We start from the raw sequence: 14,476 nt of genomic DNA on the forward strand, positions 1-14,476 counted from the left end.
TCGTGTTCAGGGCTAAGATAGGCAGTTTGTAATTCATAGCAGGTTATTGGGTTCCCGCCAATGCCCCATTAATCGTCGGCTTTGCAACCGCAACTGTTCAGCATTGACCATTCATATCTAAAATCCCACTGATCTGTTGTTGATTCTCCATTAAGCCTAATCACCAAAAGCCTCATAATAACCTGATTAATAAATAAATATTATCATCATATAGTGAATAATAAAGTAATTTTTCTTATTTTAGTATATCCAGAAATCTAAATGATATGAAAAATTCAAACTTAAAGAAAATCACGAGAGATCAGCAGAAGCAGATCAACGGCGGAGCTATCAAAAGATGTAGTGAAACTGTACCATGCACCGTAGGATGGTGCTGCAATGGTGCCTGCAAACCATATATCTGCATTGAAGCCTGACATTTTTATTATTATTCATCTCTTCAAACGGAATAATTATGAAAAATCTTAAAAAAATCAACAGAAAAGGGCTGCAGCAGATCAATGGCGGCGGTCCCATCAGAAAATGCCAGACCCATACGCAGTGTGGATTCGGGGAATGCTGTGAAGGCGGCCAATGTATGCCCTCCCCTTACCCACTATGCGGACCTATACTGGAATAATACCAGATATTTTGAAATTTAATTTTTTAACATCCGTTCCGGCGGATGTTTTTATTTTTCCAATGCCCTGTTATAATGAATGCTGAACTTTAATTAATCCTTAATTTTGTCACTTTCTTGCCCAGTTTTAAAAATTTGAATTATTTTTGCATATCCAAAAATTTCACGTTTTGAATTCCAGAGACGAACTTATCTTAAATCCTGCCGATATTGCCGAAACTCTCAGCGGACTTCCTGCTGACGAGAGGCTTCTGGCGTTTTTGAAGGTTCCCAAGGAATATAAAGCAGAAGTTTTTTCTCACCTTGATCCGGACTTTCAGGAGGAAACCATCAGAAGTATCGGAAGCGATGAAGTTTCTGAGATTCTGAACGCGATGACACCCGATGACAGGACTTCCCTTTTTGAGGATTTTCCTGATGAACTGATCAAGTATTCTATCAATCATCTTAATCCGCAGGAAAGAAGGATTGCCCTGAAACTCCTGGGCTACAACTCAGATTCCATTGCCCGTCTGATGACTCCTTATTACATCCAGATCCGTAAAGAATGGACTGTGAAACGGTGTCTTCAGCAAATTAAGAAGGTAGGAAAAAGAGTGGAAACCATGAACCACCTGTATGTAGTGGATGAAAGAAACCGCCTTATTGACGATATTGCGTTAGGAAGCCTTCTTTTGGCTGAAGAAGATACCCTGATCTCTGAAATCACCGATAATCACTTTGTAGCTATTACCACCACGACCACCAAGGAGGATGCCGTAACTTATTTTGAAAAGTATGACAGAACAGCCCTACCGATTATTACGGAGGCCGGCGTACTGGTAGGTATCGTGACGATTGATGACATCCTCGATCAGATTGAGCAGCAGAACACAGAAGACATCCAGAAGTTCGGGGGACTTGAAGCCCTGGATGTTCCCTATACTCAGACTTCCCTGATGGAAATGGTCAAAAAGAGAGGAACCTGGCTTATCATCCTATTCTTCTCCGAAATGCTTACCGCTTCGGCCATGGGATATTTTGAAGATGAAATTCAGAAAGCTGTAGTACTGGCTTTATTTGTTCCGCTAATCATTTCCAGTGGGGGAAATTCCGGTTCCCAGGCAGCCACCCTGATCATCAGAGCTATGGCACTTCAGGAAATCGGGTTAAAAGACTGGTGGTATGTGATGAGAAAAGAGATTTTTACCGGCCTTTTCCTGGGTGGAATTCTTGGGATCATCGGATTTTTAAGAATCATGATATGGCATGAAGCAGGATTTTTCAATTATGGTCAATACTGGCCGTTTGTGGGACTGAGCGTGGGAGTTTCCCTGGTCATGATTGTCCTTTGGGGAACACTTTCCGGTTCTATGGTTCCTTTTATTCTTAAAAAATTAAACCTTGACCCTGCTACTTCTTCTGCCCCTTTCGTGGCAACATTAGTGGATGTAACGGGGCTTATCATTTATTTTTCTGTAGCCGGGCTTTTCCTGACCGGAAAACTTTTGTAATTTAGGCAGACAAAGTCTGAATATGAAAATTGTTTCTCTTGTCCCTTCTATCACAGAGGCGTTATTTGATCTGGGCCTTACCGAAAATGAAGTCATCGGCAGAACTAAATTCTGCATTCACCCCCAGGATAAAATAAAAGATGTGGCCGTCATCGGCGGAACAAAAAACATCCATATTGAAAAAATAAAAGCTTTACAGCCAGACCTGATTCTTGCCAATAAGGAAGAAAACATCAAGGAACAGGTAGAAGCCTTAATGGATGAATTCAAGGTAATGGTAACCAATGTTGAGACCATTGAAGATAATTACTATCTTTTAAAAAACCTCGGAAAGCTGTTGAACCAGGAAGAAAGAGCGCAGCTTTTCAATCTTAAAATTTACGAAATTCTCCATCAGGCAAAACTTGATACTCCGGTAAAAGCAGCCTATCTTATCTGGAAAAACCCTTATATGACGATTGGTTCTGATACTTTTATTCATAAGATTATGTCTGAAATTGGTTTTGAGAACATTTTCAGGGATAAAACCCGCTATCCCGAAATCAGAACGGAAGATCTGGCAGGTGCTGATGTGATTATGCTGTCTTCAGAGCCTTTTCCATTCAAAGAAAAGCATATTGAAGAGCTGAAAGCATTCTATCCTGATAAAAAGATTATGATTGTAGACGGGGAAGCCTTTTCATGGTATGGAACACATATTGCGAAGTGTGAAGCTTACTTTAAGGAATTAATAGCAGAAATTCATGCAGAAAACTGGTCCTGATATGATGCTTTTAATTTTCAGCTGATTCTGTGAATTCCGCAGGTTTCTATGGATTTTTAAATGCTCCCGGACCGGGTAGATAAGTAAGTTTCCGCCCCGGTATATGTTCATGTATACAATAAAAAAGTTCCGATTGACGGACCGGAACTTTATGCTGCTATTTATTCTGTTTTACAAAATCCTGGAAACTTCGTTGCAAAGCCATTCTAAGAGCTCGCGGTCTTCAGCTGTAAATGGATCGATCGTATGAGAATCAATGTCGATCTGGCCGATGTTTTTCCCGTCTTTAAAAATAGGAACTACAATTTCTGCTTTTGTATCTATTGAACAGCTTAAGTAATTGCTTTCCTGATGAACATCAGGAACTACAAATGTTTCATTGGAAACAGCAACCTGCCCGCAGATCCCTTTTCCGTAAGGAATAATGGTATGATCCGTAGGTGCTCCTACATAAGGTCCTAAGATCAGTTCATCCTTATCTCCGTTTTTAAAATAAAATCCGGTCCAGTTGAAATAGGAAATCTCCTGATCCAGCAGGTGACATACTTTCTCCAGCTTTTCTTCGGTATTATGTTTGGGACTTTCAAGAATGGACGAAAGTCTTTTCTTTAATTCTGACATTGTATTGATGTTTTTTAAGAGAATTGTTTTAGGGAAAGTTCTTCTTTGTATCCGAACATTCCACGGTCTTTTATCATTTCTGCCACGCCATCCGGAACCTGGTTTTCCCATCCTTTGACACAGCAGGCAATTTTTCTTAATATCTCTCTTGAATAGATCTCTAAAAATTCCGGATTGTAGTTGGTAATATCTACGATACGGTTATTATGTTTGAAATATTTATAGAGTTCTTTTAAGTTTTCTTCTACTTTAAGGTTGGATGCATCAAGCAGTTCATGGGTTTCAGGATCTTTATACGGATACAGATATACTCTCATTCCGTTTCGGAAGAATTTTCCGAAAGCTTCCAGGATTCCGCCTGACATATCTTTATAATATTTTTCATCAAATACCATCAACAGGTTGTTTACGCCCATCGCAACGCCAATATCTCCGGTAGTATATGATGCAAAGTAATCAATCAGTCTGTAATATTCTGAGAAGTTGGAAATGATAACGGTATATCCTAATTTACCGAGAATATCTACTCTATCCAAGAAATCCCGTTCGTCAATATCTCCGTCTGCCCTAAGGTTCGAAATGGTAATTTCGATGAGTACTTCCGTTTCTTCATGGGTACAGGTAGCATCTTTCAGAAACATATCCAGACCGTTCTGAAGCATGTCGATATTTACTTTTGTAACAGGTCTGAAACTTCCCCGTACCGCAAATATGTTTTTCTTGTACAGCACGTCTGCCGGAAGCATATTATTCCCCTGGGAGTTGAAGATCACCGCATCTGTCATTCCGTTTTTAACGAGCTGCAGAGACATGAGCCTGTTATCTACATAGGCAAACGCAGGACCATTAAAATCGATCATGTCAATTTCCAGATTATCTTTTGCGATATCATCGTATAAAGATTCAATCAGGGTTCTTGGATTATCAAAATAATTGAAAGCGCCGAAAATAAGGTTTACTCCAAGATTTCCTAAAGTCTCCTGTTGTAATGTGGCATCATTTTCCTTGAATTTCACATGGATCACGATTTCGTTGTAGTCTTCATTTTCTTTTACCTGAAAACGGATTCCCACCCAGCCGTGTCCTTTAATCGTTTTATCGAAATTGATCGTCGTTACCGTATTGGCATAGGAAAAAAACTTTCTGTTGGGATTGTTTTCTCTTGAAATACGTTCTTCAATTAGTGCTACTTCATAGCGAAGCATTTTACGAAGTCTGTTCTGGGTAACATACCTGTTTTTTACCTCTTTTCCGTAGATCGCATCACTAAAATCTTTGTCGTAAGCAGACATCGCTTTAGCAATTGTACCGGAAGCTCCTCCTGCTCTAAAAAAATGGCGAACGGTCTCCTGCCCTGCTCCAATTTCTGCGAAAGTACCATAAATACTAGGATCTAGATTAATTGTTAATGCTTTTTGCTTAGGAGTTAATTTCTGATACATTAGGACGTCAAATTTTTCGTAAATTTACCAAAATTAAACCAACCTCAAAAGAAAATGAAGTTGAAATTTTTAGGAACCGGAACTTCACAGGGTGTGCCCGTCATAGGCTGTACCTGCGAAGTATGCACTTCCAAAAATCCCAAAGATCAACGTTTCCGCTCTTCTGTGATAGTCACTACAGAAGAAAGTAAGAAAATCCTGATCGACTGCGGTCCGGATTTCAGGCAGCAGATGCTGATCAACCATGAAAGCCATGTGGATATTGCCCTGATTACTCATGAGCATAATGACCATGTGATCGGGCTTGATGATATGCGTCCGTTGATCTTCAAAAGCGGAAAAGATGTGCCCCTTTACTGCTACCCAAGAGTGGCCCATGAAATCAAAAACCGTTTTCCTTACGCATTTGCTGATGTAAGATACCCCGGCGCACCTGCATTTGAGCTCCACGAAATTGAAAACCAGCCTTTCCATGTTCTGGATACGGAAATCACACCTGTTGAGGTGATTCATTATAAAATTACCGCCTTCGGATATAAATTTAAAAATCTGGCTTATATTACAGATGCCGGCTTTATTTCTGAAATCGAGAAGGAAAAATTAAAGAATCTGGACGTGCTGATTCTGAACTGCATCAGAAAATTTGACCCGCATCCTGCCCATTTTATCCTTCCGGACGTTATTAATCTATTTGAGGAGCTGAAGCCTAAAAAATTATTTTTAACCCACATCAGCCATCACCTCGGACTGCATGACGTTGAAGATAAGCAGCTTCCATCCGGAATGCACCTTGCCTACGACGGACTGGAAATTGAATTTTAAAAATTTTCCTCTAAAAAGCTTTCGGACATTAAAAAAAGTTTCTATATTTGCACACCGATTTACAGCAGCCCAGGTGGCGGAATTGGTAGACGCGCTGGTCTCAAACACCAGTTCTTAGGAGTACCGGTTCGATCCCGGTCCTGGGTACAAAAAACCTCTGAAATCATTTGATTTTCAGAGGTTTTTACTTTTTAGGGGATCAAAAAGGGGACTAAAATAAATAAGCTAGTTCAATTTGAATTTACTATTTTTGTATAAATAACATTATTATGGATTTTGCGGGCAAAGGAAAACGAAAACCTCAATTAGATATTGATGTATCTATTATTAACTTGGATAATTTGAATCCACGCCTAGTTCCCTATCTTACAGATAAGGAGACAGCAACTCAATTAGACTTAATAAAAACTCTCTATGATTATTTTGATACTGAGGAGATTGCAATGTCTTTAACTGAAAATGGTTATTTTGATGAGGAACCAATAATTATTGTTCCTAATAAAAAACCTGAAGATTTTAAATATTTAGAAGACTCTGATCAAAATGCAGCATATATCCAAAGTCTAATTAGTGAGGGAAAAATTGATTTTACAGTTGTAGAAGGCAATAGAAGGATTTCAACAATTAAATTATTAACTGATAACAGTATCAGAAAATCATTAAATATTGAAAAAAGCTATCCAACTACCACAAATGAAAATGTAATTAATGATATAAAGCAAATCCCTTGCATTATATACGAAAATAGAGAAGATGTTTCTACTTACTTAGGAGTAAGACATATTTTAGGAGCACTTAAATGGGAGGCTTTTGCAAAAGCGTCATATATTGCTGAATTTATTACAACAGAAACCAATAAAGGGATAAATGTAAATGAAGCAGTAAAAAAGGTACAAGAAGTAATTGGAGATAGAAGTGATATAATAAAGAAGCAATATGTAACATATAAATTATTTTTGCAAGCAAAAGAAGACTTAAATGATTTCGATCTAAAACCAATTATTAATCGTTTTTCACTTTTAACTGTTGCTTATAATTCGCCTACAATTAGAAACTATATTGGTGTAAAAAGATATTCTGAAGTTGATTTTAATGAAGATTTAGTACCTGTCGAGAAGTTATCAAATCTAGAAAATATTTTAACTTGGATTTATGGTAATGATAAAAAAAATCGTAAAAAGGTACTAACTGATTCTCGTCAAATCACTAATAAATTAAGTCATATTGTTCAATATGAAGATGCAGTAAAATACTTACTTAAAGAAGATGATTTAGATGGTGCATTTGAAAGAACAAATGGAGAGAGGGAATTCTTATTGAAAAAATTATTAGAAGCTAATAAAACACTGAGTAGTTGCTTACAGTTTGCATATAAGTATAAAAGTGATGACCAAATTCTTTCGCAAGTTGACGATCTAAAAGAATTAATCGAAGTTCTCAAATCAAATCTAACTTAGTATGTCTCAGTATATAGATTTTAAACCAGGAAAAGAAATTGAATGGCTTGAATTAAACTCGTTATTAACAAACCAACCATTATCAAAGTCTTTGATATATAGATTATCAGGAAATGAAAATGAATCTGAGGTGGATGCTTGGTTAAGTGAAATAGGAAATAGAGTAACAATATATAATGAATCTCCATATATTATTGATAATAATAGAATAATACCTCAAAAATCTTGGGATGAGATCCCAGAGTATTTTCTCTGTTTATATTATTCATTTTGCGGTGCAAATGATTATTCTGGTGGCACAAAGTTATTTGAAAAAATATCTGGCGAAGCATTAAAAAATTTTCTTAATGGAAGTATATATACATTAGGTTTCCCTGCTGATAAAGGTTTTAATGAATATTTAAATGACATATCTACTATTTGTCATGAAAATCGTCTAATGCCTGCCGATAGTAGCTATAAAGATGATGGAGTTGACGTTGTTGGCTATAAATTATTCGAAGATAATAGACCAGGGAATCTATATATACTTTTACAATGTGCAGCAGGTAAACATTGGAAACAAAAAAAACCTATAGCTTTAAATAGATGGACAAATTATATACTTTGGTATCCAGAAAATATTATTCAATCTATTTCTACAGTTGATTTTGTAGATGAAAAGAATTGGCACAAGAATTCTTCAACTTTTGGCATGTTAATAGATAGAATAAGAATTTTTAATTATTTATATAAAAAAGAGGTGGATGCAGACTTAAGGACTGAAGTGTTAGAATGGTGTAGAACAAAAATTAGTAGTGGAATATGAGATTTATAGATCTTTTCTCAGGGCTTGGCTGTTTTCATGTTGCGTTAGAAAGTTTAGGGCATGAATGCGTTTATGCTTGTGAAATAAATACAGAACTTAATGCTCTATACAATAATAATTATTTCATTAGACCAGATTCTGATATTACTAAGGTAGATCTTAACAGTATTCCTGATCATGATATTTTGTGTGCTGGATTTCCATGTCAAGCATTTTCAAAAGCTGGAAGGCAATTAGGCGTTTTTGATGATAGAGGAAAATTAATTAATAAAGTAATAGAAATTTTATCTATAAAAAAGCCCGGATACTTTATATTAGAAAATGTAAGAAACCTAGAAAAACATGATGATGGGAAAACATGGGCATTTATTTATAGTGAACTAATAAAATTAGGATATCACGTAGACAAAAAAATTCTTTCACCCCATAATTTTGGAATTCCGCAACATAGAGAAAGAATTTTTATTGTAGGGAGTAAAGAGGGGCTGGAACATTTTAAATGGCCTGAAAATAACAATGCAACACCAGATATCAACAATATAAACTTTACTGAAACATTTGTTCCTATTGAAAGGGAAAAAGAAAATGTTTTAAATATCTGGCAAGATTTTTTAGATATTCTCCCGGAAGGAGTAAAGCCAATAACCCCACTTTGGAGTATGGAGTTTGGCGCAAATTATCCTCTCGATATTGATATCAATAAAATGACTCTAAAAGATTTAAAAAAGTATAAAGGTGTTTTTGGTATAGACATTAATGGTAAAACCAAAGAAGAGGTATATAAGTGTTTACCAAATTATATAAAAAAACAAAAAGGTGTAATGCCTTCTTGGAAGAAAAATTATATCCTTAGAAATAGACAATTTTATAATGACTATAAAGAGCAAATAGATGCAGTACTACCAAGAATTAGGGCTCTTAATAATGAAAGTTGGCAAAAATTTGAATGGAATTGTGGTGAAGAAGAGAAAAATATTTGGAATTATTATATCCAATTCAGAGGATCAGGAATAAGAATTAAAAAAACTGATTTTTTCCCATCATTAGTAACCGTAACAACTCAAATACCTATTGTTGGTAGAGAAAGAAGATACATCGCTGTTGAAGAGGCAAAATTTTTGCAGTCAATTCCAAATAATATTTTATTGCCTGAAACTAAAGCATCATGCTTTAAAGCTTTAGGAAATGCTGTAAATGTAGATATAATTAGATTTATAGCATCAAATCTTATTCCTGGTGAAGAAGAGAAGGTTAATATACCTGCTCAAGAACTTGAAGCCAACTCTTAAATATAGTCATCGTTTAACCTGAGAAAAACTGAAAACTCATAAAAATATAACCTCAGATCTATTCTGAGGTTATTTTATTTGAAAAAAGATTATCATAAATTGTGGAGTAAAGATGAGAAAGGAATAAGAGGTAGCGATGGACGAATGGCATATCTTGAAGATTTAGAAACTGCAATAAAGATTGTTGCTGACTGGACTAGTAGAAAAAGTTCACCTACTGAATTATTTATGGCATTTTGGGATAAAATGAGGAATTAGGCTACGGTCATCAAGATTAGATATTTAATAGATAAATGAACTTTATTTGTAGTCAAAAATTCATACTCTTTTCGAATAATATTCTATTTTTACAAAATTAAAATCACTTTAATATGAAAAAAATAATAATGGCTATATCTCTAATTATAGCATTTTCAGTATCAGCTCAAACATCTTTAAAACCGGAAAGTAAAGCCGAAATTTCCTCAAACAACTTGCCAGATAAGCAAATAAAAGCACAACTATTAACCAGCGGAAAAATTCAAAGTGGAAGTACTTTAACATTTATACTCTCCGAACCCACTTCAATTGCTGGTGTATCCACAAAAAAAGGTCAAATCCTATCTGGAATAGCCAGAGAACAAGACGGACGACTTTATGTTGATGTTAGTACTGTCAAAATTGATGGTAAAGTTTATCCTGCTAAAATAAAAGTATATTCAGAAAATGGAATAGAAGGATTTGGTCTTAATGGAAGAATGCCTAATTCTAAGAAGCCAATTGAAATTCAAAATAGTGGTACTAACGCTATTCTAATGATATATAATTAATATAAGCCCGGTATTATAATATACCGGGCTTTTGATTATAAAAGTAAATTTTGAACAAAGGAGCAACGAATGACAAGCGTTTTGAAAAAACGAGTAGTCTGAGGAAGTGACGACTGAAAAATTGTCATCAAAATAGATTATTCAAAAAATTATTAAGTTGATTTTTTGAATTTATTTGAATAAAGTGAATTAGTCAATACTTAATCTGACAACTCAATCACGATACACTTACCCCAAAGAAATGTCCTACTAATGCTGTAATTCCCATGGCTACAGTTCCCCAGAAGCAAATCCTCAGCACTGCGGGAGCTATTCTTGCTCCTCCGGTTTTGGCTGAAACGGCTCCGAGAAGCATCAGGAAAACAATAGAAAATCCATACTGGAAATAGACCATCTGCTTAATGGGAGCCAGAAGTGAAACGATAAAGGGGAGTAAAGCCCCTACGGCAAAAGAAATAAAGGAAGCTCCTGCGGCATGCAGCGGCTGTGCTTTGGTAATCTCGTTGATTCCCAATTCATCTCTGGCATGGGCTTCCAGAGCATTATGTTCAGTAAGCTCCATAGCGACTTTCATTGCTGTTTCTTTACTGACACCTCTTTTTTCATAAATCTTTGCCAGTTCTTTAAGCTCGATTTCAGGCATCTCTTCCAGCTCTTTTCTTTCCCTGTAAAGATCTGCTTTTTCCGTATCTTCCTGCGAACTTACCGATACATATTCCCCGGCAGCCATAGACATTGCCCCGGCAATCATTCCGGCTAAAGCAGCCAGAATAATGGTATTTCTTTCAGGCCCGGCAGCCGCTACACCAATCACAATGCTGGTTGTAGATAAAAGTCCGTCATTGGCTCCTAAAACGGCAGCCCGAAGCCACCCTACCCTGTTAACATAATGTTTTTCTAGCTGGTGATACATAAGAAGTATTATTTATCTTATCAAAAATAAGAAATGATTCTTCCGGAATCAATATAAATTAGGATACTGTTTACTACGGATAAAGCCTCATCTGTTCAGAAGTATAGCTTTGACCTGCTCTTAAAAAGGTCAATCAGTGGTTCAATTCAGCCCCCGAACTATTCATCATAAATAACCGGAGTTAAATCCTGTCTTTTTTCATAATCAGACCCGACTATTTAACAGTTTAAAAGTAGCTTTATAGTACTTTTCTTATAAATATTCATATTCCTTCAGAATCCCTGCGCAAAAATATCTTTCTATCTTTGCCTGAAATTTCAACAATCATTATCAATGAATTTACTGTACATTAACTGGGATGTAGATCCCGAGATCATCAATATATTTGGATTTCCTCTTAAATATTATGGTTTACTATTCTTCGCCGGGCTTGTTTTGTGCTATATGATCTTAAAAAAGATTTATAAGGAGGAGAAATTAAGCAATCAGGCTCATGAAGCTCTTTTTTCTTATGCAGTCATCGGTATTCTCGTAGGAGCAAGATTAGGGCACTGCCTGTTTTATGATTTCGATTATTATTCCCAGCATCCCCTTGAAATTATCCTGCCTATCCAGAAAGGACCGGACGGAGCTTACACTTTTGTAGGATATGCCGGGCTGGCCAGCCATGGCGGAGGAATCGGACTGATCATCATGCTCCTGCTTTATGCCCGAAAGTTTTCCATTCCGTTCATGAAAGTTCTGGATATTATTGCTATAGCAACACCTTTAGCGGGGGTCTTTATCAGACTGGCCAACCTGATGAATTCTGAAATTATCGGAACCCCTTCCAACGCTCCGTGGGCATTTATTTTCCGGAGAGTAGATGATATTCCCAGACATCCCGCCCAGCTTTACGAAGCCATCTCTTATTTTGTGATTTTCCTTTTGGTTTATTTCATTTATAAGAAAGGAATCTTCAGGGTGGGAAAAGGATTCTATTTCGGAATAAGCTCACTTTTAATCTTTGTCATGCGTCTGCTGATTGAATTTGTTAAAGTAGATCAGGTAAGCTTCGAACAGGGAATGAGCCTGAATATGGGGCAGCTTCTGAGTATTCCTTTCATCCTTCTCGGACTGTTTTTTATCATCAGAAGCATCCTGAATAAAAACGAAACGAAGACTCCATAATCCATTATGCATATACAAAAAAGCCTCCGGAATGACATATTCCGGAGGTTTCTGTTATAACTTTTAAAAAATGGCTTAAGAACTTACAGTCATTAAGCCAATGTATTCATCAGTCGAATACTAACTCTCCACATTCATATTTTCTAATTATTGCTGGTCAAAGGTGTTTCTGTTTCTGGTATCAAATTTAGATGTTCTGTATAAACTTTGAAAAAAGTATCTATCAATTGATCTCAGCCATCTACCAAATTCATTAGCCTCAAAAAAATTTCATCAATATCTTATTTAATCTAAGCCCGGGTTAAGAAAGTTGAGATTTAAAGAATGGAAGATGGAAGCAGGAGGCTGGGAGTTACTTTTAGTTATAGGTATCAAAAGCCGCTGTAAAATCGGATTACCTTAAAAAAATAAAAAGAGATCAACATTTATTATTGTTGGCCTTCATAACTTCCCTCTTCCAGCTCCCAGCTTCAAACCTCCGTAAATCATAAATTCTGATTCCGGCTGGGGTTATTTAAAATCAACAAAAGGTTTATATGTTCTTCCTACCGGCAGTTTTTTACCATTTACCTGTATCATGGAGGAAGCTTTCACTTCTACTTTAGACTTAGATATGATGTAAGATTTGTGAATACGGACGAACATTTTCGGGTCAAGGCTTTCTTCTATCCTGCTGAGCGGCATTTTTACGGTAACCGTTCCGTTTTTTGTATGAATATGGATATACTCCCGTAAGCTTTCAATGTAAAATATATCATTCAGAATGATTTTGATCTGTTTTTTTCCGCTGCTGATAAAAATATGATCGCGGTCTGCTGCTTCCAGAAGAGCTTCTTCAGCACTTATCAGGTACTTGAACTTTTCAACTGCTTTCACGAATCTGTCATAAGGAACAGGTTTCATCAGATAATCTACAATATCAAGTTCATAACCTTCCACCGCATATTGATGATAGGCCGTTGTAACGATCACAAGGGGTGGATCTTTCAGGTTTTTCAGAAGATCAAAACCTTTTACAACCGGAAGGTGCAGATCAAGGAACATCAGGTCAACAGGCTGTTTTCCCAGCAGAGTTCCTGCATGTACAGCATCTGCGCATTTTTCTACAAGATGGAGTTCTTCGTCTTTATTCACGAAGCTTTCAAGAATATCAGAGGCAATAGGCTCATCTTCAACGATGATGCAGCTGTATTTTTTAGTGGCCGGATGTGTCATTCAGATCAATGGTTAAATGTACAATGTAATGGTTTTTTTTATCTTCAACAGTCAGAATATGTTTTGGATAAAGCAGTTCGAGCTGTCTGCGTATATTTTTCAGACCTATTTTAGTGGAATTGCCATGGGGCTTTTCCTCTTTTGAATTTTCAATACGGTAACGGAAGATCCCGTCTTTCAGCTGAATATCAATATGAATAAATTTCTGCCCTATACTCTCCGAAACACCATGCTTAAAAGCATTTTCAACAAACTGTATCAGGATAAGCGGAGAAACTTCCTGTAGCGGACGGTCTATATTTTCATGAAAACTGACTTCAAGATCATAATGCCTGATCTGCTGGATCTGGATAAAGTCACGGATATTTTCTATTTCTTTTTCAATAGAAATGGATTTTTTGGCTGCTTCATAAATATTATACCTCATCACTTTGGAAAGCTGTAAGATAACTTCAGGAGTTCCATCCGCCTTTTTAAGGGCCATTCCGTAGATGTTATTAAGGGTATTGAATAAGAAATGAGGGTTGATCTGGGCCTTCAGCATACTCAGCTCCTGATCCAGTTTTTCCGTTTTCAGCTGAGATAGCTGTTCTTTAAGAAGGTTCTTCTGTCTTGTAATTTCAACCCCGAAAACCAGACCTACCATAAAAATAAGATCCATAAATGAATTGAAAGCAACCAATCCGTTGATAAATCCCGACGGTATTTTCCCATCCAGTGTTTCAACCGCTCCGTAAATATGAGGATAAATAATATAATGGGTAAAAAGTCTGTGAGCAAGTACAGCCAGAACGATGATAGGAATATACAGAAACAGCTTCAAAAACCTGTTCAACCCTATCTTTTCATATAAATAAAGCAGTGAATACGCCAGCGGCACCTTAACCAAAAGATACCCCAGCTCCAGAACCACTGTGTTCTGAAGTCTTATCTGCCAATCCAAACCGGGAAACTGATACCTTGACCAATAGAAATCAAGGTATACTTCCAGAATATAATACAGGATCCAAAAAAGCAGATGGACATATACTTTTGATTTTCTGTCGGGTTCCAAA

General features: G+C 36.5%; 16 protein-coding genes and 1 tRNA gene. 12 read left to right on the plus strand and 5 right to left on the minus strand.

Annotation, left to right across the window (positions count from 1 at the left end; genetic code table 11):
* Positions 1-266: 266 nt before the first annotated feature.
* From AOB46_RS23290 to AOB46_RS03745, 4 genes are all read left to right on the plus strand, one after another.
* Positions 267-416 carry a bacteriocin-like protein gene (locus AOB46_RS23290; protein WP_157845032.1) on the plus strand — a complete coding sequence of 50 codons (150 nt, stop codon included), beginning with the start codon at positions 267-269 and terminating at the stop codon, positions 414-416.
* 38 nt (positions 417-454) lie between these two features.
* Complete coding sequence (locus AOB46_RS23295; RefSeq protein ID WP_157845033.1) at positions 455-619, plus strand: bacteriocin-like protein; 165 nt, start codon at positions 455-457, stop codon at positions 617-619.
* Between the two features lie 170 nt (positions 620-789).
* Positions 790-2,112 carry a magnesium transporter gene (gene mgtE / locus AOB46_RS03740; protein WP_062696687.1) on the plus strand — a complete coding sequence of 441 codons (1,323 nt, stop codon included), beginning with the start codon at positions 790-792 and terminating at the stop codon, positions 2,110-2,112.
* A 22-nt stretch (positions 2,113-2,134) separates the two neighbouring features.
* Entirely contained in the window at positions 2,135-2,875 is a 741-nt protein-coding gene (locus tag AOB46_RS03745) for a helical backbone metal receptor (protein ID WP_062696688.1), read from the plus strand.
* Between the two features lie 171 nt (positions 2,876-3,046).
* Here AOB46_RS03745 and AOB46_RS03750 read toward each other — a convergent pair whose 3' ends face one another.
* Positions 3,047-3,496, minus strand: a complete 450-nt coding sequence (locus tag AOB46_RS03750; RefSeq protein WP_062696689.1) for a GAF domain-containing protein — start codon at positions 3,494-3,496, stop codon at positions 3,047-3,049.
* 14 nt (positions 3,497-3,510) lie between these two features.
* Positions 3,511-4,938, minus strand: a complete 1,428-nt coding sequence (locus AOB46_RS03755) for a hypothetical protein (RefSeq protein WP_062696690.1) — start codon at positions 4,936-4,938, stop codon at positions 3,511-3,513.
* A gap of 54 nt (positions 4,939-4,992) precedes the next feature.
* Between AOB46_RS03755 and AOB46_RS03760 the strand changes: the two genes are divergently transcribed.
* From AOB46_RS03760 to traM, 7 genes are all read left to right on the plus strand, one after another.
* The gene (locus AOB46_RS03760) at positions 4,993-5,760 is read left to right on the plus strand and encodes an MBL fold metallo-hydrolase (protein WP_062696691.1); all 768 of its coding nucleotides are present in this window, start codon (positions 4,993-4,995) and stop codon (positions 5,758-5,760) included.
* A gap of 67 nt (positions 5,761-5,827) precedes the next feature.
* Positions 5,828-5,907 (plus strand) — tRNA-Leu (locus AOB46_RS03765).
* Between the two features lie 122 nt (positions 5,908-6,029).
* On the plus strand, positions 6,030-7,217 hold the full coding sequence (locus AOB46_RS03770) for a hypothetical protein (protein ID WP_048508072.1): 1,188 nt from the start codon (positions 6,030-6,032) through the stop codon (positions 7,215-7,217).
* Position 7,218: 1 nt separating this feature from the next.
* Entirely contained in the window at positions 7,219-8,025 is an 807-nt protein-coding gene (locus AOB46_RS03775; RefSeq protein ID WP_048508073.1) for a hypothetical protein, read from the plus strand.
* Entirely contained in the window at positions 8,022-9,314 is a 1,293-nt protein-coding gene (dcm, locus tag AOB46_RS03780; RefSeq protein WP_048508074.1) for a DNA (cytosine-5-)-methyltransferase, read from the plus strand. The genes AOB46_RS03775 and dcm overlap by 4 nt, the downstream gene beginning before the upstream one ends.
* 78 nt (positions 9,315-9,392) lie before the next feature.
* Positions 9,393-9,572, plus strand: a complete 180-nt coding sequence (locus AOB46_RS23185) for a hypothetical protein (protein ID WP_131724313.1) — start codon at positions 9,393-9,395, stop codon at positions 9,570-9,572.
* A 113-nt stretch (positions 9,573-9,685) separates the two neighbouring features.
* Positions 9,686-10,123 (plus strand): conjugative transposon protein TraM, encoded by a 438-nt coding sequence (gene traM / locus AOB46_RS03785; protein ID WP_048508076.1) that lies wholly within the window; start codon positions 9,686-9,688, stop codon positions 10,121-10,123.
* Positions 10,124-10,340: 217 nt separating this feature from the next.
* Here the strand turns inward: traM and AOB46_RS03790 are convergent, their stop codons facing one another.
* Positions 10,341-11,036, minus strand: coding sequence for a VIT family protein (locus AOB46_RS03790; protein WP_062696692.1), 696 nt, complete (start codon positions 11,034-11,036; stop codon positions 10,341-10,343).
* Between the two features lie 333 nt (positions 11,037-11,369).
* Here AOB46_RS03790 and lgt point away from each other — a divergent pair, with 333 nt between their 5' ends.
* Entirely contained in the window at positions 11,370-12,206 is an 837-nt protein-coding gene (gene lgt / locus AOB46_RS03795) for a prolipoprotein diacylglyceryl transferase (RefSeq protein WP_062696693.1), read from the plus strand.
* A gap of 510 nt (positions 12,207-12,716) precedes the next feature.
* Here the strand turns inward: lgt and AOB46_RS03800 are convergent.
* Positions 12,717-13,421: a LytR/AlgR family response regulator transcription factor gene (locus tag AOB46_RS03800; RefSeq protein WP_062696694.1), complete on the minus strand. Its 705-nt coding sequence runs from the start codon at positions 13,419-13,421 to the stop codon at positions 12,717-12,719.
* Positions 13,402-14,475, minus strand: coding sequence for a sensor histidine kinase (locus AOB46_RS03805; RefSeq protein ID WP_062696695.1), 1,074 nt, complete (start codon positions 14,473-14,475; stop codon positions 13,402-13,404). The genes AOB46_RS03800 and AOB46_RS03805 overlap by 20 nt, the downstream gene beginning before the upstream one ends.
* Position 14,476 lies beyond the last annotated feature (1 nt).

This window comes from Chryseobacterium indologenes (assembly GCF_001295265.1).
Taxonomy (GTDB): Bacteria; Bacteroidota; Bacteroidia; order Flavobacteriales; family Weeksellaceae; genus Chryseobacterium; species Chryseobacterium indologenes_A.

Bases quoted from the DNA above. Each gene is read 5' to 3' on its own strand.
- AOB46_RS23295 (WP_157845033.1), top strand. From the start codon at position 455: ATGAAAAATCTTAAAAAAATCAACAGAAAAGGGCTGCAGCAGATCAAT.
- traM (WP_048508076.1), top strand. From the start codon at position 9,686: ATGAAAAAAATAATAATGGCTATATCTCTAATTATAGCATTTTCAGTA.
- AOB46_RS23290 (WP_157845032.1), top strand. From the start codon at position 267: ATGAAAAATTCAAACTTAAAGAAAATCACGAGAGATCAGCAGAAGCAG.
- AOB46_RS03760 (WP_062696691.1), top strand. From the start codon at position 4,993: ATGAAGTTGAAATTTTTAGGAACCGGAACTTCACAGGGTGTGCCCGTC.
- AOB46_RS03755 (WP_062696690.1), bottom strand. From the start codon at position 4,938: ATGTATCAGAAATTAACTCCTAAGCAAAAAGCATTAACAATTAATCTA.
- AOB46_RS03745 (WP_062696688.1), top strand. From the start codon at position 2,135: ATGAAAATTGTTTCTCTTGTCCCTTCTATCACAGAGGCGTTATTTGAT.
- AOB46_RS03800 (WP_062696694.1), bottom strand. From the start codon at position 13,421: ATGACACATCCGGCCACTAAAAAATACAGCTGCATCATCGTTGAAGAT.
- lgt (WP_062696693.1), top strand. From the start codon at position 11,370: ATGAATTTACTGTACATTAACTGGGATGTAGATCCCGAGATCATCAAT.
- dcm (WP_048508074.1), top strand. From the start codon at position 8,022: ATGAGATTTATAGATCTTTTCTCAGGGCTTGGCTGTTTTCATGTTGCG.
- AOB46_RS03775 (WP_048508073.1), top strand. From the start codon at position 7,219: ATGTCTCAGTATATAGATTTTAAACCAGGAAAAGAAATTGAATGGCTT.
- AOB46_RS03790 (WP_062696692.1), bottom strand. From the start codon at position 11,036: ATGTATCACCAGCTAGAAAAACATTATGTTAACAGGGTAGGGTGGCTT.
- AOB46_RS03770 (WP_048508072.1), top strand. From the start codon at position 6,030: ATGGATTTTGCGGGCAAAGGAAAACGAAAACCTCAATTAGATATTGAT.
- AOB46_RS03750 (WP_062696689.1), bottom strand. From the start codon at position 3,496: ATGTCAGAATTAAAGAAAAGACTTTCGTCCATTCTTGAAAGTCCCAAA.